Origin of the sequence: Lysinibacillus sp. NPDC094177, from assembly GCF_050279145.1 — a bacterium.
GTDB lineage: Bacteria > Bacillota > Bacilli > Bacillales_A > Planococcaceae > Lysinibacillus.
On record NZ_JBNNTW010000011.1, the window covers coordinates 1 to 20,969 of the forward strand.

General features: G+C 39.5%; 18 protein-coding genes. 16 read left to right on the plus strand and 2 right to left on the minus strand.

The window, feature by feature from the left end:
• Nucleotides 1–679 precede the first annotated feature (679 nt).
• Entirely contained in the window at nt 680–1,738 is a 1,059-nt protein-coding gene (locus ACQKNC_RS16815) for a saccharopine dehydrogenase NADP-binding domain-containing protein (protein ID WP_427425908.1), read from the minus strand.
• Between the two features lie 437 nt (nt 1,739–2,175).
• Here ACQKNC_RS16815 and ACQKNC_RS16820 point away from each other — a divergent pair, with 437 nt between their 5' ends.
• From ACQKNC_RS16820 to ACQKNC_RS16895, 16 genes are all read left to right on the plus strand, one after another.
• Nucleotides 2,176–2,820, plus strand: a complete 645-nt coding sequence (locus tag ACQKNC_RS16820) for a MurR/RpiR family transcriptional regulator (protein WP_427425909.1) — start codon at nt 2,176–2,178, stop codon at nt 2,818–2,820.
• 5 nt (nt 2,821–2,825) lie between these two features.
• Nucleotides 2,826–3,941: a M20 peptidase aminoacylase family protein gene (locus ACQKNC_RS16825; protein WP_427425910.1), complete on the plus strand. Its 1,116-nt coding sequence runs from the start codon at nt 2,826–2,828 to the stop codon at nt 3,939–3,941.
• Between the two features lie 803 nt (nt 3,942–4,744).
• The gene (locus ACQKNC_RS16830; RefSeq protein ID WP_427426045.1) at nt 4,745–5,362 is read left to right on the plus strand and encodes a TetR/AcrR family transcriptional regulator; all 618 of its coding nucleotides are present in this window, start codon (nt 4,745–4,747) and stop codon (nt 5,360–5,362) included.
• A 122-nt stretch (nt 5,363–5,484) separates the two neighbouring features.
• Nucleotides 5,485–6,627 (plus strand): acyl-CoA dehydrogenase, encoded by a 1,143-nt coding sequence (locus ACQKNC_RS16835; protein WP_427425911.1) that lies wholly within the window; start codon nt 5,485–5,487, stop codon nt 6,625–6,627.
• 35 nt (nt 6,628–6,662) lie between these two features.
• Complete coding sequence (locus tag ACQKNC_RS16840) at nt 6,663–8,297, plus strand: AMP-binding protein (RefSeq protein WP_427425912.1); 1,635 nt, start codon at nt 6,663–6,665, stop codon at nt 8,295–8,297.
• A gap of 16 nt (nt 8,298–8,313) precedes the next feature.
• A complete protein-coding gene (locus tag ACQKNC_RS16845) occupies nt 8,314–9,672 on the plus strand; it encodes an acetyl-CoA carboxylase biotin carboxylase subunit (protein ID WP_427425913.1) in 1,359 nt (452 codons plus the stop codon).
• Nucleotides 9,673–9,751: 79 nt separating this feature from the next.
• The gene (locus ACQKNC_RS16850) at nt 9,752–9,964 is read left to right on the plus strand and encodes an acetyl-CoA carboxylase biotin carboxyl carrier protein subunit (protein WP_031418413.1); all 213 of its coding nucleotides are present in this window, start codon (nt 9,752–9,754) and stop codon (nt 9,962–9,964) included.
• Nucleotides 9,965–9,976: 12 nt separating this feature from the next.
• Entirely contained in the window at nt 9,977–10,894 is a 918-nt protein-coding gene (locus ACQKNC_RS16855) for a hydroxymethylglutaryl-CoA lyase (RefSeq protein ID WP_427425914.1), read from the plus strand.
• Nucleotides 10,891–11,673 carry an enoyl-CoA hydratase gene (locus tag ACQKNC_RS16860; RefSeq protein WP_427425915.1) on the plus strand — a complete coding sequence of 261 codons (783 nt, stop codon included), beginning with the start codon at nt 10,891–10,893 and terminating at the stop codon, nt 11,671–11,673. The genes ACQKNC_RS16855 and ACQKNC_RS16860 overlap by 4 nt, the downstream gene beginning before the upstream one ends.
• A 655-nt stretch (nt 11,674–12,328) precedes the next feature.
• Nucleotides 12,329–13,867 (plus strand): acyl-CoA carboxylase subunit beta, encoded by a 1,539-nt coding sequence (locus ACQKNC_RS16865; RefSeq protein WP_427425916.1) that lies wholly within the window; start codon nt 12,329–12,331, stop codon nt 13,865–13,867.
• 227 nt (nt 13,868–14,094) lie between these two features.
• On the plus strand, nt 14,095–14,658 hold the full coding sequence (locus ACQKNC_RS16870) for a VanZ family protein (RefSeq protein WP_427425917.1): 564 nt from the start codon (nt 14,095–14,097) through the stop codon (nt 14,656–14,658).
• A gap of 328 nt (nt 14,659–14,986) precedes the next feature.
• Complete coding sequence (locus tag ACQKNC_RS16875; RefSeq protein WP_427425918.1) at nt 14,987–15,727, plus strand: hypothetical protein; 741 nt, start codon at nt 14,987–14,989, stop codon at nt 15,725–15,727.
• Between the two features lie 26 nt (nt 15,728–15,753).
• Nucleotides 15,754–16,248, plus strand: a complete 495-nt coding sequence (gene ybaK / locus ACQKNC_RS16880; protein WP_427425919.1) for a Cys-tRNA(Pro) deacylase — start codon at nt 15,754–15,756, stop codon at nt 16,246–16,248.
• A 279-nt stretch (nt 16,249–16,527) separates the two neighbouring features.
• A complete protein-coding gene (locus tag ACQKNC_RS16885) occupies nt 16,528–17,163 on the plus strand; it encodes a YczE/YyaS/YitT family protein (RefSeq protein WP_427425920.1) in 636 nt (211 codons plus the stop codon).
• A 99-nt stretch (nt 17,164–17,262) separates the two neighbouring features.
• Nucleotides 17,263–18,339, plus strand: a complete 1,077-nt coding sequence (locus tag ACQKNC_RS16890; RefSeq protein ID WP_427425921.1) for a nucleotide kinase — start codon at nt 17,263–17,265, stop codon at nt 18,337–18,339.
• A gap of 58 nt (nt 18,340–18,397) precedes the next feature.
• Entirely contained in the window at nt 18,398–19,597 is a 1,200-nt protein-coding gene (locus ACQKNC_RS16895) for a glycine C-acetyltransferase (RefSeq protein ID WP_427425922.1), read from the plus strand.
• A 204-nt stretch (nt 19,598–19,801) separates the two neighbouring features.
• Here the strand turns inward: ACQKNC_RS16895 and ACQKNC_RS16900 are convergent, their stop codons facing one another.
• Nucleotides 19,802–20,959, minus strand: a complete 1,158-nt coding sequence (locus ACQKNC_RS16900) for an alpha-hydroxy acid oxidase (RefSeq protein ID WP_427425923.1) — start codon at nt 20,957–20,959, stop codon at nt 19,802–19,804.
• Between the last annotated feature and the right edge of the window lie 10 nt (nt 20,960–20,969).

The window sequence follows — 20,969 nt, forward strand, 5'->3', positions numbered from 1 at the left end:
TCTTTAGCGCCGATGGTAGTTGGGGGCTTCCCCCTGTGAGAGTAGGACGTCGCTAGGCACCTAGAAAAGTCGAGGATTTATTCCTCGGCTTTTTTATTTACAATTTTTTAGGCTCACCACCAAAAGTCGTGGGTTACAAAATCAACGACCTGTTTCTAAACGTAAACGAAGGAATAAACAGTCTTCATTTAGATAGCCAAAACCACGCCTTTTGATGACTTATTGATAGCGGTGAAATAATGTTATCCAGCATCGCTTTTTCACGTGCTATCACTGTTTTTGCGATTTTATAGATGGCACCACACATATGAAATTGATATCGTTTGAACCATTCTGTTAATCGTCGTCGCTTTCAGTACATAACGCATATGATTCAATGCTTGATAATTGTGTTTTGTATGCAAATATTCATGGTGCCACTGTGCAACAAATCCGTGTTCTTCTTCAGTTAATTGTTCGGGTTTTCAAATTAAACAACGGTCAATGAATCGCGATTTATGATATTTTTGGGATTCTCCTAAATAACGCCACTCAATCTAAATCAATCCTAGATGCCAAGCATAGTCATGACGAAAACGACGATTTGTGGAGCACCATATAAAGGAATGAAGTTTGATGAATAGGCGAAAAATGTGCAAATCTAATTTTAGATTTGCACATTTTTTACGAATAACTACATTCATTTTTCAATTTCTTCAATGACGATGTCGGAGCAATTTATTTCGGAGAACAATTCATCTATATCTGTTATTTCAAAAGGGAAAACTACACCTTTTACATTTTTCTGTTGGGCAATTTTTGCTAAAGAAGCAGTTGCCATAGCTGTTGTATGATAATCAGAAAAGGTGGATAAGGCTAATGTTTTTACCTTCTCTTTGTGATCGATGATTCCTTTTACTTCAACCGTAAGAAAAGCATTTTCGTTTTTATGAGGCTTATGTTTTACAACCTTTGAGAGAAAATCCTTGTACTTATGAACATTTTCTATGAAACCAACATGTCTTAAAAAAGATACTAGTTTATTGAAAGTATTAACATTCCAAGAAGTCCAATAATTTATAGAGTTAATGCCCAACATGTCTTTAAAGAAAGCTTTTTCTGAATGGTCTATAAATCGCACTTCTTTTTCTTTAAGGTGATGAAGGAAAGCCATTTTTCTTTTTTTAGTAAATCCAGATATAACTTTGTTTTCAAACTTTGCTGGTCGAGCAATAATATTTAACATATCTAAAATTCCGGATATTCCAGCTTTAGCATTTGTATTTTGTAATAATCCAACATTTATCTCGGTCACTTCTGAAAAATTTGAAATAGCCTTTTTTACCATTAATCCTGATAAACCGGGGAAAAATCCAGACATTACAACTGAACCTACATCATTATTTTCTGCATCTTCATTAAGCTCGTTAACTTTTTCTACAAAATCATAATATGGTGTAACATCTAGACATAATATTTTATTTTCTATACATACCTTTTGAATATATGGATTTTTCTGTTTTAATACTACAACTACAATATCATTATTTTTTATTACCTGCTTTACATTTTCCTCTTTGTTTACATCTAGATATTGGAATTTAACATCAGTATTAAAAGAATTCGCTAATTTTTCTCCTCGTTCAGTTTTATAGTCTGTCACTATTAACTGTATTTGATTATCAAATATTCTTAATAATTCACTACAAACTAATTGACCAAGAACTCCAGATGCCCCAACAACCATAATCTTTTTCATATTTCAACAACCACCCGTTTTACTTTACTATAGATCGTAATATGCTTGCTTTTTATTATACATGAAATAGCAAAAATGGTATGCGAAAGGAGATATGGTGTCTTGAAAACCTGGGATTTCAGAAAAAAATTGAATTATGAAAAAATATGGTAGGCTATGTATTATGCAAAATGAAGTTTAAACTTCAAAAATAATATAAAAAAGGATGTACTTGGCGGATAATCAAACAATTCAACAAGTCATTCAATATAAATATCAGGACCTTTCAAAGAGTCAGCAAAAGGTAGCAATCTGTATCCTCAAAAATTTACAGACTGTTGGTGTTCATTCAGCTTCATATGTAGGGGAAAAAGCCGGCGTAAATAGAAACGACGGTCATTCGCTTTTGCTACGCTATAGGATTATCGGGTTATGCTGAGTTGCAGCGAGAGATTACGATGCAGCTATTCAATGAAGGAAATACTAGTAGCTTGCAAAATTATTTGCAATCAAAGCAGGTACTTTTTGAGACCCCACGTTTTTATGAAAAGACGATGGAAAAGGATGCATCGAGTATTTTAAACATTGCTAAAAACATTAACGAGGAAGATTTTAATCGTGCTTCACTACTTCTGCATACGAAGAAAAAAATCTATATTGTTGGGAATGGGTCCTCTCATTTAGCGGCACAATGGTTGTGTTTTACGTTAAATATGCTACGTCCTAACGTAGTGCTTTTAGATTTTGAAACTAGTGAAATCATTAGAGCTTTACAAGAAATTGATGAGGATAGTGTGGTCATTATTTTATCGTTCCATCGTTATTTTAAAGAACCGATACAATTTGTAGCTGAACTTCAAGGAAAAAATTGCGAGGTTATTGGTATTACAGATTCTAAAATTGCACCTATCACGCAATATGCGACGATTACCTTTGTGAATGAACAACAGGAAATGTCTACGATTGACGCAATGCCAGCACTGATTTCATTTTTAAATACACTAATTGCAGGTATGACTGCACAAGATCACGACTATTATGAAAATCAACGCGTAAAATATGATGATTTCCAAAATAGCTTTTTAGCAAATCGATGGAGTTGAATACAATGAATCAAGTTTTACAAAACTTACAGCCTAGATTGGCTGATATTTTTACACATTTACATGAGCATCCGGAAATTAGCTGGCAGGAAAAGAAGACAACGCAATACATCGCCAATTTATTGAAGGAGGCACAGATGGAGCCTCAGTTGTTCGAGGATATGACGGGACTGTATGTAGATATTGGGGAAGGGATACCGAGAGTCGGATTTCGTACGGATATTGATGCGCTATGGCAGGAAGTTGATGGCAAGTTTCAAGCTAATCATTCTTGCGGTCATGATGGTCACATGACGATGGCTATTGGGACGGCACTAGTGTTAAAGGATATGGAGCATTTACTCCCCGGGGCAGTACGTATTCTTTTCCAGCCTGCTGAAGAAAAGGCACAGGGCGCTCGCGCATTCGTTGAAAAGGGGCTAATAGATAATCTAGAATACTTATTTGGTGTCCATGTTCGTCCGTTAAAAGAACTACAGGATGGAACGTATGCGCCAGCATTGTACCACGGTGCTGCAAAGCTTTTTACTGGGACAATTCTTGGGGAAGAAGCACATGGTGCACGGCCTGAACTCGGCATTAATGCAATTGAGGTAGGGGCAACGATTGTCGAAGGTTTACAAAAAATCTGGACAGATCCAAATGTCTCAGCGTCGGTCAAAATGACGCAATTTAATGCAGGAGGGACCTCTACGAATATTATTCCGGGGAAAGCAACATTTAGCATCGATGCACGAGCGCAAACTAATGAAGTAATGCAAGCTCTCACGGATGGTATTGAACGTGTAAAGGCATCGGTAGAAGCGATGTATGGTGCGAAAATTTCCTTACATGCAGATGCACATATTGTTGCAGCATTAGTGAATGATGAGGCATTACAACATATGAATTCAGCTATTGTTGACACAGTCGGTGAAAAAGCATGCGCTTCACCAGTCGTCACTCCTGGAGGAGAAGATTTTCATTTTTATACGTATGAGCGCCCGAACCTTAAAGCAACAATGCTTGGCTTAGGTTGTGGTGTAATACCTGGATTACATCATCCGAAAATGACTTTTAATCGAGAGCGGCTTTTTACCGGTGTGAACATTATTACGAGAGCTATTTTACGAGCTTTATAGACCCTAGCCGTTAATAGGGGATAAAGAATAGAAAAAAGTGATAGTAATGATTGACATAAGGCGCACTTCTCTATGTATCTTATAACATAGCTGCTTTTAAGATTCTCTAGTGTACTTGTCTAGCACTAGGGAATTTTTTTTAGGATTTTAGTCATGAAAATAAGGTGAAAATCATACAATAAGTGTGTGTTCATTTACCTGTGGTGTTCTATAAAATTCTACTTTATGTAAAATAAATTCTCGTAATTTTAAACAAAATCTATTTCAGTGCTAGACACTAATTTTTGGGAATGCTATATTAATGATGTCATAGTTTTTTTATAATTAAGAAAAATCAGGTTTCGTCACCGAGAGATGGATGGCATTTTGCTAAAACATATGCCATGTGAGTAAGTTGATTGGAGTGAAGGATGGGCGACTCCTTGGGGATCAGCGATTTAGAGGAACGAAGGCTAAAACCATCACGTCCTGTGATAACGCCTTCGTGACCAACATCGGTGCTGTTGCTGTCGCTACGTTGCACTACGCATTCGCACAGACAAAAACACTTTGCTGCCGATACGTTAACACTACGCTTTCGCGCAAAAAACATCTGTTGACCCGAGACCCTGGAGCGAGCATCGCGAGTGAGGCGGCTCATCGGACGCCACCAGGAAGCTTTGCTCTGTGCGAAAGCGAAGCGTCAGCGATAAAAGCGCCCAGCCGGAACGGAAATCAACCACACATTTTGGTGATGACCCAAAACTTTTTCAAATTATAAGGAGTAATGGAGTAAAGAGTTATAAGAAGGATGATAGATGCCTATGGTAAAGAAAACGTTAAAACAACGCATTGTTGACGCTTCTGTAGTGCTATTTCAACAAGATGGCTATCACAATGTAACTGTTGATCGCATTGTTGAATACATTGGTGCTTCAAAGGGTGGATTTTATCATAATTTTAAATCGAAAGATGAACTGTTGTATGAAATTCACGATGTATTTATTTCATATGTTATTAAACGGTCACAGGAGGCATATGACAAATTCGACACACCGATTACACGTTTATGTGCAATGCTGCAAACACTGACACAAGTATTTGATATGTATCAAGCACATATTACTGTTTTTTATGAGGAAAGCCGTTCATTGCCAGAGGAATATAGTGAAATTATTCATAAAAAGCGAGATCAGTATCGGGATGTTTTACAAAAAGTCATAGAAGAAGGCCAACAAACAAAGGATTTTCGTACAGAACTACCTTGTACTATTGTAACAATGGCTATTGTTGGGATGATCAACTGGACATACAAATGGTTTAAGCAGTCAGGTCCTTTAACAATGGAGGAAATTACAGAAGTATTTACGGATATGGTATTGCGTGCGATTGTCACTGAACAAGCAATGGAAGAAGCGGTTCAATTTATGGTAATGGGGTAGCCAGTAGCTAGGACTGGTTTTATTAATTTTTAAAACAAACCGACTAGTCGGTACTTATTTGTGTATAACTGTCATCTGAACGAAATCCGCTATGGCAAAATTAAACATTAGGGGGACTGGGGATGAACTTTGAACTAACGAAAGAGCAAGTGATGATTCGAGACATGGTGCGTGATTTTGCTGAAAATGAAATTAAACCGTATGCTCGTGAGGTTGACGAGACATCGACGATGAGAATAGAGAGCTTTAAAAAGATGGCAGAGCTAGGCTTATTAGGTATCCCGTTTCCTGAAGAGTACGGCGGTTCAGGTGGAGATACTGTGTCCTACGCACTTGCTGTTGAAGAAATCGGTCGTGCGTGTGGCGGTACAGGATTAAGTTATGCAGCAGCAGTTAGTCTAGGTGCTTCGCCTATTTACAATTTCGGCACAGAGGAGCAAAAGCAGGAATGGCTTGTTCCGTTAGCGAAGGGGGAAACATTAGGATCGTTTGGCTTAACGGAGCCCAATGCAGGTTCAGACGCCGGTGGGACACGTACAACAGCAGTAATTGATGGTGATGATTACATCATTAATGGTGAAAAATGCTGGATCACAAATGCTGGCCATGCACGTCAAATTATTGTGACAGCAGTGACAGGTAAACGTGAAGATGGTAAAAAAATTATCTCATCTATCATTGTACCAACTAATACTCCTGGCGTAACGATCAACTGCAATTACGACAAAATGGGCGTACGTGGCTCCAATACGTGTGAAATTGTTTTGCAAAATGTGCGTGTACCAAGAGCTAATCTTTTAGGGGATGAGAAACGCGGATTTAGTCAATTTTTAAACACTTTAGATGGAGGGCGTATTTCCATTGCTGCATTATCTGTAGGAATTGCACAGGCAGCTTATGAAAAAGCATTAAAATACGCAAAAGAACGTGAACAATTTGGAGCACCAATATCAAAACTTCAGGCTATTCAATTTAAATTAGCCGATATGGCAATGGAAATAGAGCTTGCACGTACGTTAGTACATAAGGCGGCATGGCTTAAAGACCAAAAGAAACCATTCGGGAAGGAAGCGGCAATGGCAAAATTATTTGCTTCTGAAATGGGCTTCCGCACTTGTAATCAAGCAATTCAAATTCACGGTGGTTCAGGGTATATGAAAGAGTACGACGTAGAGCGTCATCTGCGTGATATTAAGTTAATGGAAATCGGTGAGGGAACGTCTGAAATTCAACGTCTCGTTATTGCTCGTCTAATTGGCTGTTAATCATATTAAATAGCTTAAAAATAAGGGGGATTTTCATGGCAGAACTTGTGTATCAAACAATTGGTCAATTGCTAGATGAACGATCTGAAAAGTATCCACAACGCGAAGCATTAGTGTATGCAGATAGGAATTTACGTATGACCTATGAGGAGCTCAATCGGCAAAGTCGTTTAGTAGCTAGAGGGTTGATGGCTCTTGGAATAGAGAAGGGTGATCATATTGCAGTATGGACGACTAATGTCCCAGAATGGGTGCAGCTGCAATTTGGTACAGGTAAAATGGGTGCCCCAATCGTCACTGTAAACACTAATTATCGTTCAAGCGAGTTGGAATATTTATTGAAACAATCCGATGCAAAAACGATTATTTTAATTGAAAATTATCGAGACCATTCTTTTATGAATACACTGCAAGAGTTATGTCCAGAGCTTGAACATTGTGAACCGGGTAATTTGCAATCAAAGCGACTACCTTTATTGAAAAATGTTATTTTAATTGGCGAGACAAAATACCCAGGAGTGCTAAACTGGTCTGATGTGTTATCTGCTGCAGAGCAAATAACAGAGGAGCAATTAGATCAAAGACAGCAAGCACTTCATTATGATGATGTTATTAATATTCAATATACTTCGGGAACAACAGGTTTTCCGAAAGGTGTTATGTTAACGCATTATAACTTAGTTAATAATGCGATTAATATTGCAGAATGCATGCGTTTAACTTTTGAAGATCGCTTGTGCATCCCTGTTCCATTCTTCCATTGCTTTGGCTGTGTGATTGGAACATTAGCAATTACAACTAGTGGCGGGACGATGGTACCAATTCAGGAATTTTCGCCTGCTGAGGTGTTACAAACGGTTGAAAAAGAAAAATGTACAGCGTTACATGGCGTACCAACGATGTTCATTAGCGAACTTAATTTGCCGAATTTTTCGTCTTTTGATCTATCAACGTTGCGTACTGGAGTAATGGCTGGCTCTAACTGTCCTATGGAGGTTATGAAGGCTGTTATCGACAAAATGGGTATGAAGGATATTACTATCTGTTATGGGCAAACAGAATCTTCACCTGTTATTACACAAACAAGAACGGATGACCCGCTGTCGTTAAAGGTTGAAACAGTTGGCCGTGCATTGCCAAATCTAGAAGTTAAAATTGTCATTCCTGGTACCAACGAAGAAGCTGCGCCGAATGAGCAAGGGGAGCTATGTACGAGGGGCTACCATGTCATGAAAGGTTACTATAAAAACCATGAAGAAACGCTTCTTGCAATTGATGAGACTGGCTGGCTGCATACAGGGGATTTGGCAACGATGGATGAGGCGGGCTATGTGCGTGTAACAGGTCGTTTAAAAGATATGATTATTCGTGGCGGTGAAAATTTATCTCCTCGAGAAATTGAAGAGTTCCTTTACACATATCCAAAAATTGCAGATGTGCAGGTTGCAGGTGTTCCCGATCCTGTTTATGGGGAGGAAGCGGCAGCTTGGATCATTTTGCGAGAAGGAGAGCAGGCGACAGAGGAAGAGATTCGGGATTATTGTCGGGATAAAATCTCTAGACATAAAATACCAAGACATATTTTCTTTATCGACGACTATCCGATGACTGCATCAGGAAAAGTTCAAAAGTATAGATTAAGAGAGAGTTTTGTTCCAGTAGTGAGGTAAGAAGGGAGCCGGTGTTATGTTCAAGAAGGTTTTAATTGCAAATCGTGGAGAGATAGCAAGGCGTGTTATAAGAACATGCAAACGACTAAACGTTCAAACAGTAGCGGTGTATTCCGAGGCAGACGCTGAAAGCTTACATGTTAAGGATGCGGATGAGGCGTTCTGTATCGGAAAACCACCTGTTGCGCAAAGCTATTTAAATATTGATCGTATTCTTGAAGTGGCGAAGGAAAGCGGTGCTGAAGCTGTTCATCCAGGCTATGGCTTATTATCAGAAAACGCTGAGTTTGCTAAACGTTGTACAGAGGCGGGCTTAGTTTTTATTGGGCCTAGTGCAGGCGTTATTGCTTCGATGGGTAGTAAATTAGAAGCCCGGAAAACAATGAAGGCAGCAGGTGTACCAATTGTTGAAGGCGTAGAGACACCAGTGAAAGACGTAACAGAAGCTATTGAAATTGCTTCTCGTCTAGGCTATCCGATTATGTTAAAAGCCTCTGCTGGCGGTGGGGGTATCGGAATGCAGCTTGTAGAAAATGCAGAGGAATTGGCAAAAGCCTTTGAGGGAAATCAAAAGCGTGCACAGTCATTCTTTGGTGATGGCACGATGTATATGGAACGATTTATTGCTAATCCTCATCACGTTGAGGTACAAATTATTGCGGATCACGATGGCAATGTCGTACCACTATTTGAACGCGAGTGCTCCATTCAACGTAGAAATCAAAAAGTAGTGGAGGAAGCACCATCTCCTTTCATTTCTGAAGAAACAAGAGCGCGTATGCTAGATGCGTCAGTCAAGGCAGTTCAGCATATTGGCTATGTGAATGCTGGAACGATTGAGTATTTAGTAGATGCGGAGCAAAACTTTTATTTCTTAGAGATGAATACGCGCTTACAAGTGGAACATCCGGTAACTGAGGAAATTACAAAGCTGGATCTTGTAGAGGAGCAATTAAAGATTGCGGCAAAACAACCATTAGCATTTACTCGCGAAAGTATTCAAAGAAAAGGGCATGCGATTGAAGTACGCATTTACGCCGAAAATCCATCGACATTTTTCCCTTCTCCAGGCACAATTACGGCTTTTGAATTACCTACTGGTGAAGGTATTCGCCATGAATGTGGCGTAGAGGCTGGCACTACGGTAACACCTTTTTACGATCCAATGATTACCAAATTAGTGGTGTGGGGAGAAACACGAGCAATTGCGTGTGAAAGACTTATTGAGGCACTGAAAGCTTATAAGGTAGAAGGAATTCAAACAAATATTCCGATGCTGTTGAAAACAGTCACACATGAACAATTTTTGAAGGGCTATACAACAACTAAATTTGTAGATGAATATTATCTACCTCAATTAGCAGAGACAAAATGATCATTTTACAAAGCATTCGCACTTAAACAATTAGTGCGAATGCGTTATCCATACATTAATACATTTGGAGGGATTTACAATGGCAACAGTTAAAGCGAGCATGGCAGGAACAGTATGGAAAATCGTTGTAGCAGAGGGCGAGAAAGTGACAGCAGGACAAGATGTGGCAATTTTAGAGTCTATGAAAATGGAGATTCCTATTGCAGCAGAAGAAGATGGTGTAGTAACAAAAATCATCGCGAACGAAGGGGATTTCATTAACGTTGATGATGATATTTTAGAAATCGAATAAGGAGGCTTCTTTATGCAGCTACCAAAGCAGGTAACGTTAAAGGAAGTAGGTCCTCGTGACGGTTTGCAAAATGAGAAAACGCATCTTGCAACTGCCGATAAAGTACAGCTAGTGAATTTACTTAGTCAAACTGGATTGAATTATATCGAGGTAACGTCTTTTGTGCATCCGAAGTGGATTCCACAGCTGGCAGATGCAGTGGAGGTGCTTCAAGCTATTAAACGCCAAAAAGATATCACGTATGCGGCGCTAGTACCGAACATGCGTGGCTTAGAACGTGCATTGCAGGCAGAAGTAGATGAAGTGAGCGTTTTTATGTCGGCAAGTGAAAGCCACAATCAAAGTAATATTAATAAAACGATTAATGAAACATTTCCGATATTAGAGGAAGTAGTTATAGGGGCAAAGGCAGCACATAAAAACGTACGAGGCTATATCTCAACGGTGATTGGGTGCCCGTATGAAGGCTACATACAACCAGAAAAGGTTTTGCGAGTAACAGAAAAATTGTTAGAAATGGGTGTCGATGAAATTTCACTTGGTGACACGATTGGTGTTGGTGTTCCGACACAGGTGGAAAGTCTTTTAGAAGAATTGCTAAAAAGATACCCTGTTGAAAATTTTGCGATGCATTTCCACGATACACGTGGCACAGCACTAGCGAATATTGTTCAATCTTTAGAAATGGGAATAACGAAGTTTGATAGTGCGCTTGGTGGACTTGGGGGCTGTCCGTATGCTAAAGGAGCATCGGGTAATGTAGCCACGGAAGATTTATTGTATTTATTAGATGGAATGGGAATTAAAACGGGTGTAGAACTGAATAAAGTGCTAGAGGCGGCGCTATTTATTGAACAGAAACTAGGGAAGGCAGTTGCCTCTAAACAAATGGCGATTGTCCGTAATGAAAGGAGTGCGAGTCAATTATGACCCAGCTCGTTCGTTTTGAATTATTAGATGGTTGCATTGGGCTTATTACACTTTCGAGACCTGAAGCTGCGAATGCAATGTCTGTACAATTACTCCAAGAACTTAGTACGACTCTCGACAACATAAACGGTGATCCGGCAGTGCGAGTTGTCCTACTAACGGGGGCAGGGGAAAAAGCTTTTTGCGCAGGAGCAGATTTAAAAGAGCGTAAAGGGATGTCAGACCGACAAGTAAAGCAGATTGTGCAATTAATTGGTGCAACAGTGGCAAAAGTAGAAGCACTCGCTCAACCAGTTATTGCCGTACTAAATGGCGTTGCTTTTGGTGGCGGACTCGAACTAGCGTTAGCCTGTGATTTACGCCTTGCAGCTGCACATGCAAAGATAGGCCTTACGGAAACATCTCTCGGCATCATCCCGGGGGCAGGAGGCACACAACGACTTCCACGACTCATTGGCATTGGAAAAGCGAAGGAATTAATTTATACAGCACGACGATTAAATGCAGAGGAAGCAAGAAGCTACGGTATTGTAGAGTATGTTCATGAAGGACATGAAGTACTTGAAAAGGCTCTGCAGCTTGCACTTGAAATGGCCAAAAATGCCCCACTTTCTTTAGTACAGGCGAAAATCGCCATGAATCAAGGTGTTGAAGTCGATTTAGCTACGGGCTTAAAAATCGAATCACTTGCATATAATGCTCTGATTCCTACAGAAGATCGAATAGAGGGTTTACTTGCTTTCCAGGAAAAGCGAACACCGCATTACTTAGGGAAATAAAGACTCTGATGAAGGATTTAAAGTAGGATATTAAAAAATAGGCGTATCATCAAAAAGTGGAGGCTAGTGACTTCTTGGGGAGCCCTCAGGGAAGCGCTAAGTGTAAAGGAAATCAAATCAAATCCACGATATGGTGATGAGCCATACAAGTATTTCTAATAGATTTTGGTCCACCATCAGAAGGTTGAAACGATATTTTGTTAAAACATATGCAATGCATATAAGTTGATTGGAGTGAAGGCTGGGCGACTCCTAGGGGATCAGCGAAAAAAGGAACGAAGGCTAAAACCATCACATCCTGTGATAACGCCTTCGTGACCAATATCGTGTTGGCCGAGACCCTGCAGCGAAGCGGATGTTTCCTGTGCGAAAGCGTAGTGCTAACGCAGCGGTAGCAACAAAAGCGGCTCATCGAACGCCCCCAGGAAGCTCTGCTCTGCGCGAAAGCGAAGCGCCAGCGGCAAATGTTTTATCTGTGCGAAAGCGAAGCGACAGCAACAAATGTTTTAACTGCGCGAAAGCGAAGCGGCAGCGATAAAAGCGCCCAGCCGTAACGGAAATCAACCTCACGTTATGATAATGAACCGAGATCTAGGTATATTTATTAATTATCTGTGCTAAGGCGTAACCGATTGGGCAAAAGGAGGAATTAAATATGAGCAATGTACCGACAGAAAATACAACTAAAACAATGAAGGAACAAATTTTAGCAGGTGGTCTGCCAAAATATCACGATAAAAATGCACAACAAGGAAAACTATTTGTACGTGAACGACTCGAATTATTATTAGATGATGGGCTGCAATCAGAAGATGGCTTGTACGCAAACTGCTTAGCTGGGGATTTACCGGCAGATGGCGTTGTAACAGGAATCGGTAAAATCCATGGCCGTACTGTTTGTGTATTAGCAAACGATTCGACGATTAAAGCTGGCTCTTGGGGTAAACGTACAGTAGAAAAAATGATTCGTATTCAAGAAACAGCTGAAAAGCTAAATTGCCCATTACTGTATCTAGTCGATTCAGCAGGTGCACGTATTACAGATCAATTAGAAATGTTTCCTGGTCGAAGAGGAGCAGGGCGCATTTTCTATAATCAGGTAAAGCTTTCAGGTAAAATCCCTCAAATATGCCTACTGTTTGGACCTTCTGCAGCAGGGGGAGCATATATTCCTGCATTCTGCGATATTGTAGTCATGGTAGAGGGCAATGCATCGATGTATTTAGGATCACCACGTATGGCGGAAATGGTTATTGGTGAGAAGGTAGATTTGGAAACAATGGGTGGAGCGAAAATGCACTGTTCTGTTTCCGGTTGCGGAGATGTGCTTGCTAAAACGGAGCAAGAAGCAATTGCCTATGCTCGTAAATATTTGAGCTATTTCCCGAACAACTATGCAGAGCGCGGTAAGGTTGAGGCTCCAAAGCCACCAGCTTCATTTGATAAATCGATTGATGAGCTAATACCAAAAAATCAAAACGTTCCTTTTGATATGTATAAGCTAATTGAACGTATTATTGATGAAGATTCGTTTTGTGAAGTGAAAAAATTATTTGCTCCAGAATTAATTACAGGGCTAGGCCGCATTAATGGGCAATCCGTTGGAATTATCGCTAATCAACCACGCGTAAAGGGAGGCGTTTTGTTCCACGATTCAGCTGATAAAGCAGCAAAGTTCATTTCGCTTTGTGATGCGTTTAATATTCCGCTTCTTTTCCTAGCAGATGTACCAGGCTTTATGATTGGTACGCAGGTTGAAAAAGCTGGGATTATACGCCATGGTGCAAAAATGATTTTCGCAATGAGCGAGGCGACCGTTCCTAAATTAACGGTCATTGTACGTAAGGCATATGGTGCGGGGCTGTATGCAATGGCAGGTCCTGCTTTTGAGCCAGACTGCTGTATTGCACTATCTAACGCACAAATTGCTGTAATGGGTCCTGAAGCTGCGGTCAACGCAGTATATGCAAATAAAATTGCTGAACTTCCAAAAGAGGAGCAGGCAAGCTTTATTGCAGAGAAACGCAAAGAATATCAAGAGGAAATCGATGTCTATCGTCTAGCTTCAGAGCTTATCATTGACGATGTTATTGAGCCGAATGATTTAAGAAAAGCACTCGAATCACGTTTAGAGCTCTATATGTCAAAATACTTATTATTCTCAGAACGTAAACATGGAGTAAATCCAGTATAAATTCTGAAATAATGCTGTCTCAGTTTAATTGAGGCAGCTTTTTTGTGCATCACTGAAAACCAAGGATGATATATTTGAACTTGGACAGACGTATAGTATAAGGGGGAAGAATTTAAGTACTCCGATTATGTCTTAAAATGCTTTACCGATCTTATTATTACCACTTGCTTGGGGAAGTAGAGCATATTAAAATGATGAGAGGATACAGGGAAGTAGGTGGTAGAGGCATGACAAAAAATAATATACAGGGTAGTGCCAAGCTACCGTTACCTTATCGTTCATTGATAGATACATATTATTTACCGATAAAGTTAACAGGGTGGATATTTTTTTGTATCTATTCCATTATAGCTTTTTATAAACTGGTCATTGATCGTCTAGTGAATGTAGCCATTATTTTATTCAATGGCGAATATTCTCTTGATGAATTAGGGCTGTTTGATTATAGTGACTGGCGATTAACTACAAATTTTGTTCCCTTTGGTACAATTCTTCGTTATATTAATTACTCTCAGTATTTTAATTTTGATATCATTATTATTAATTTACTCGGCAATTTATTAATATTTACCCCAATGGGCTTTTTACTACCACTATTATCAAAAAAGTTTCGTAAAGCTTGGACAGTTATTTGTATAGGCTTTTTCTCTAGCTTAGCGGTAGAATCTATACAATTTATTTTTACGGTCGGATCAGCAGATATTGATGATTTGATATTAAATACACTTGGAGCATGGCTTGGTTACGTAGTCTATAAAAGTATACTTATTAAACCTAAAAAAAATAGATAGAAACAGTCCTTGCCAAAGGGCTGTTTTTTTTAGAGGTAAATTACCACTATTTAAAAAGTGATAACGGTGATAATTTTTAATGAAATTGAATATTGAAGTAATAAATGAATGGAAAAACGGATTTTATCGAAGGTCTTTATACCTATCTTGTCGAAAATGGATTATTCCTTTAGGAGCTTAGTATTAATTTGCTCTTGAACTTAATAAAGAAAATTCCGATAATGAATGTACAGAAACTGTTTTGATGGTATGGATATAGTTAATAAAAGATATTATCATATCTATTATTTGACTTGCATATTAAATAAGAAAGCCGAGGTGAATTTATATGAAATTATCAAGTTTAATAGAGCATGAAAGAATTTCATCACACTATAATCGTAAAAAGATTTTACAGCGAAAACAAGCTGGTGATGCATATCGAAAAAATGCACTGTATTTTCAGCCAAAGAAAAATCCATTATTGCTTGAGCTAGAAAATTTACTATTAGGGCATACAGATCAAGAACTCTATGAGCAACAAAAAGAAGAATCAAAAGAAATCACGCCTCAACAGCAAGCAACCATTCAAGATTTGCAACAAACAAAAAAGAATGCGCTTACTTATGAGCAAACACAAAAAGCTGAAGCTCTTGAACATTTACAACTAGAGCATTTAGATGAGGTAGTGCCTATAGCAGATGATGCGAATGCCAAGGAGACGTTACAAATATTAGAGCAGGTGCGGAATACAGCGCTAGGACACGTGCAGCCATCATCACAGGATTTACGTGTAGTGGCAAGTGCGAATGCTCAAATACAGGACATGCAAGCGCAATTAAATGTTCAAGAAGTAGATGACCTTGAGCATGCTTTTGTACGTGAAGTGATTGAAGTTAAAGTTCCAGAACGTTTTTCTAAAGAATTGAAATTGGATCCATTTGCAGATACAATTTTCGGTAAGAGTTATGCGGAGGCATATAAGGCGAGAACATTTAAATATGCTTCTGAAAAATATGTTACTCATATTCAAATGGCGAAAGACGGCTATCTACCAGGAAAAGACTCTATGTTCTCTATGATAGCCTAATGCTGCAGATAGGGGTTTTTTTTAACATGGCAAAGGCAAAGCATGCGAAAACGAATGCTATAAGATTATTGGAGCAACAAAAAATACAATTCGAAGTAATTGAATATGAGACTGGTGACGGCCTAGTTGACGGAATTTCGGTTGCCGAAAAAATTGGTCACCCAGCTTCTCGTGTTTTCAAAACATTAGTAGCAAAGGCAAGTGCACAAAAGCTTTTCGTATTTGTTATTCCTGTAGCAGATGAGCTTGATTTAAAAGCTGCTGCAAAGGTTGTAGAAGAGAAAAAAATCGACATGCTCCCGGTCAAGGAGTTACTTGGCTATACAGGATATGTACGAGGTGGATGCTCTCCTGTCGGCATGAAGAAGCTTTATCCAACTGTCATCGATGCGTCAGCTCAAGAGCAAGGAAGTATTATTGTGAGCGCCGGAAAAATCGGCATGCAAGTCCACTTACAACTAGATGATTTAGTCGCTGCGACAAAGGCAAAGCTCGCACCAATTACCACTACCCAAGAATGATAGGCTGGGTAGTTTTTTTATTTTATTTGGGGTGTCAGGTAGGCGAAAAATCTGCTCAGCTAAGCAGTAGAACCGCTCAGGTAGTCCAAAAACGCTCAACTACATGAAAACTCCGCTCAGAGAAGTGGAACCAGGTCTGATTGCACTATATGTGCACTGTTTAAGATACTTTGAGGAACTTTTTTTCGATGAAAGCAGTCAAAATTCATCCTCTGCAAATTTTGTAGAAAATATGGTACGTTTAGAGTATATATCATACATAGAGTGGGGAATGGAAAAATGAGGAAAATTACAGGGTGGCGATGGACATTTTTTATTGGTGGTTTAATGGTGATGTCACTTGGAATAACAATGTCCATTAAAGGGAAAATCGTAGGAACCAGTCCTTGGGATGTGTTGCATGTAGGTTTATTTCAGAACTTTGGTTTATCAATCGGTACTTGGTCTATTTTAACTGGGCTTTTCATTGTAGTATCTACCTCAATTGTTTTGCGAGAATGGCCAAAGGTAGGGACATGGCTTAACATGCTACTGATTGGGTCATTTATAGATGTCTTTAATTGGTTATTGCCGTCCACAAATAGTTATGGCTTACAGGTAACATATTTTGTAGTCGGTTTATTTGTTTTAAGCTTTGGTTGTGGCATGTATATTGCACCTAATATGGGAGCGGGGCCGCGGGATACTTTAATGATGATTCTAGTTGAAAAGTTTGGAGGGACAATTAAAACAGCGCGAATGGGTATTGAGGTGTTTGTCACGATTTTTGGATGGCTACTTGGTGGTCCCGTTGGCGTTGGTACAGTGGTCATTGCTTTAACATCAGGCTATATTGTGCAATATTCATTACCTTATTGTCGGAAGGTATTAATGAAGTGTATTGGCAATGTCGAGGAAATGAAGCCATTCTATTAAATGGGAAGCCACTTTTATCTGTGAAAGATAGAAGTAGCTTTTCATTTTTTTTTAAGTTGCTTCATATAATGCAAGGCATATGATAAAGGGGGATCGAAATTGAACGGAAATGTGACCTATTATTATGGGCACGCACTGACTGGGCAAGGAATTAAACATTTATATAAAGAACTGATGGATGAGGCAGAATTAGTTTATATTTTGCAAGGTGCGCCTACGTTTAAAGGATCAGAGCTTATTAAAGAGCTAGGTTATTTTTATGTGAAGCAAGGCTTTGCGGTGGAGTGGTTTAAGCATGCTTTGTTGGAGGATATTGTTGAGGCAGTATATGTTCAAGGATGTAATCGACTATTTGTATGGTCATCGGGGTGGGGGATTGAACCGATTTTCCTTGGCACCAAGCATCGGGTGATGTCGTTTTATGATTGTTTAGAAGAAATCCAGCTTGAAAGGGCTGGCGAACAGCTCGCTGATGCAATGACGGAACGAGAGTCTTGGCGTGAGAAGTGTATTTCGAAGCTGAATAGTGCTATAAAGATCCATGATGATTGGGAAGTAGTCACACAGAGCTGTATGAACTGGCAGGCATTAAATGACCAGGTTGAAAATTTAAAGACAGATGTTTTCCAATCGATTGTCTTAAATAAAACAGGAATGCGCACACATCGCTTACTCGGAACATTAACACCGAGGGGGGCCGAAAATACAGTAGAAAGTATGACAAGAAATGTAGCTCGAAGATTGATGATTAAAGGGAAGCCAGGTACAGGTAAATCTTCTTTAATGAAAGGTTTAGCAGACGAAGCAAATTCGAGAGGGCTCGATGCACAAATTATTTGGTGCGGCTTGGATTCAAACTCTGTTGATATGGTTATTATCCCGGAATTGAATTTCTGCATCTTTGATAGTACAGAGCCTCATGTCTTTGACCCACAGGACGGAAGGCTAGGGGATGAAATTTTCGATATAGGGAAGCATTGCGCAATTTCACAGGAAGCAGAAGCTCAAATTGAAGATATTCGGGCAAAGTATAAAGAAGCAATGCAGGATGCAATGGGTTATTCGAAGCGTTATGCGGAAGTGGAGTATACAGTCCGTCGATTATTAGATAATTGTATATCGTCATCTCTTTGGCGAGAAAAAACTGCCCCACTATTCGAAAGATTAACAAAGTAATTTTTCTAATAGCATCCTTGTGCTACACTAGGGACTAGAACAGTTTTCCTAGGAAAGGATGATACGCTTGTCAAAAGTATTGAATGCATTTTTAGATGAAAACCTACAAGCCTTACACAATCAAGGCTTATACAATGAAATTGATCCAGTAGAGGGAGCAAACGGCCCAATTATTCAGGTACGTGGCAAAAATCTAGTTAATCTATCATCAAACAACTATCTTGGCTTAGCAACGAATGAAGATTTAAAGCGTATTGCCAAAGAAACAATTGAGACATACGGTGTGGGGGCTGGAGCAGTCCGTACGATTAACGGCACACTTGATTTACACGTAAAATTAGAGGAAAAGCTTGCTGAATTTAAAGGAACAGAAGCAGCTATCTCTTATCAATCAGGTTTTAACTGTAATATGGCAGCTATTTCGGCTGTTATGGATAAAAATGATGCGATTCTTTCAGACCAATTAAACCATGCATCGATTATTGATGGCTGTCGTTTATCACGTGCGAAAATCATTGCCTTTAATCACTCAGATATGGATGATTTACGTGCAAAGGCAAAGGAAGCAAAAGAATCCGGCTTATACAATAAAATCATGATCATTACTGATGGCGTATTCTCAATGGACGGTGATATTGCAAAATTACCAGAAATCGTTGAGATTGCGAAAGAGTTTGATTTAATAACGTATGTCGATGATGCACATGGATCGGGTGTAACGGGTAAAGGAAAAGGTACTGTGAAGCATTTCGGTTTAGAAAAAGAAATCGACTTCCAAATTGGTACACTATCTAAAGCAATTGGTGTTGTTGGTGGCTATGTAGCAGGTAAGAAAAATTTAATTGACTGGCTGAAAGTACGCTCTCGTCCATTTTTATTCTCGACAGCATTACCACCAGGTGATGTTGCTGCAATTACAGCGGCAGTGCAAATGCTAATTGACTCCACAGAGCTACACGATAAGCTTTGGGAAAATGGCAACTATTTAAAAGCAGGTCTTGCAAAATTAGGCTTTAATATCGGCGAATCTGAAACACCAATTACACCTTGTATTATTGGTGAAGAAAAACTTACGCAGGAATTTTCACGTCGCTTATTTGAAGAAGGCGTCTACGCTAAATCAATCGTTTTCCCAACGGTTCCAAAAGGCACAGGACGTGTTCGTAACATGCCTACAGCGGCACATACAAAAGAAATGCTGGACGATGCTCTTGCAATCTATGAAAAAGTCGGCCGTGAGCTAGGCGTTATTCAATAAAAAAATTGGGCTGCCTCAATAGTGAGGTAGCCCTTTTTATGATTCGGAAGGATAGAAGAGCCAAAGCGACGGAAAGCCGCCTCGAAATGCCGGATAAAACAGTCGAAGTGACGGATTGCCACCCCGAAATGCAGGACTGCTTTATTTTGAATGTATGACTTTCGCTGCTTTTAGCTGTTCGATACGTCCATCAGTATCAATTCATTAACGATCGACGCCATCTTTTTTCACCAATGTAATATCGCGTAGGCCCTTTATAGATATTGCCCCCGCTAATGCGATAGAAACTTTTAATTCATCATATAAATTCGTCATTACTTTTTCGACTCCTTGCTGTCCTTCTAGTGCAAGACCGTAGACGAAGGGACGGCCAATGGCAACAGCATCTGCCCCTAAAGCGAGTGCCTTAAGAGCATCCATACCTCGATACACACCGCTATCTAAAATAACAGGAATTCGTCCTTTTACAGCTTTCACAATGTCAGGAAGAGCATCAAGTGAACTAATTACGCCATCCAATTGACGACCACCATGGTTTGATACGATAATACCGTCAATGCCGTTCTCTATAGCTAGTTTTGCGTCTTCAGGATGTAAGATTCCCTTCAGTAAAATGGGGAGATTAGATCGGCGCTTTAATTCACGTACATTGTCCCAATTTAATGTTGGATGGAACACATTTTGCAAAACGCCCTGTACATATGACTCGAATGAATCATCTGGTAAGGAAGCAGTAAAAACAGGATCATTCATATAGTTTCCTCGTGCATACCCAAGCTTTAATGGTGAAAATTGATTGCGAACATCTTCTTCACGCCAGCCGAGCATGACTGTATCTACAGTTAAAACAATAGCCTCAAAACCAGCAGCCTCGGCTCGAGAGGCCATACTATATGCAATTTCTTCATTTGTTGACCAATATAATTGAAACCATTTAGTAGCAGTAGGAGCTGTTTGTGCTACATCCTCAAGTGCATAGCTTGAAACTGTACTTTGAATATAAGGGATTTTTAACTGATATGCTGCACGTGCAACGGCAAGCTCTCCCTCGTCATGTGCCATTCTGTTCATGCCAACAGGAGCAAATAAGAAAGGCGTTGGATGTACTTTTCCGAACAGCTCAATCGATGTATCAATACTTGAAACGTCATGTAAAAAACGTGGAATAATAGAGTATTTTTCAAAGGCTGCGCGGTTATTTTGTAATGTTTGCTCACCCCCAGCACCTGAACGGATGTAGCCAAACGGACCAGCTTCCAATTTTTCTGCAACAGCCTTTTCTAAATCTGTAAAGCAAATAGGGAAGGGGGCTTGTGCATTAATATTCTTTAACAGTAGATCGCCATCTGTTGTCTTTGTCATCGTAATCCTC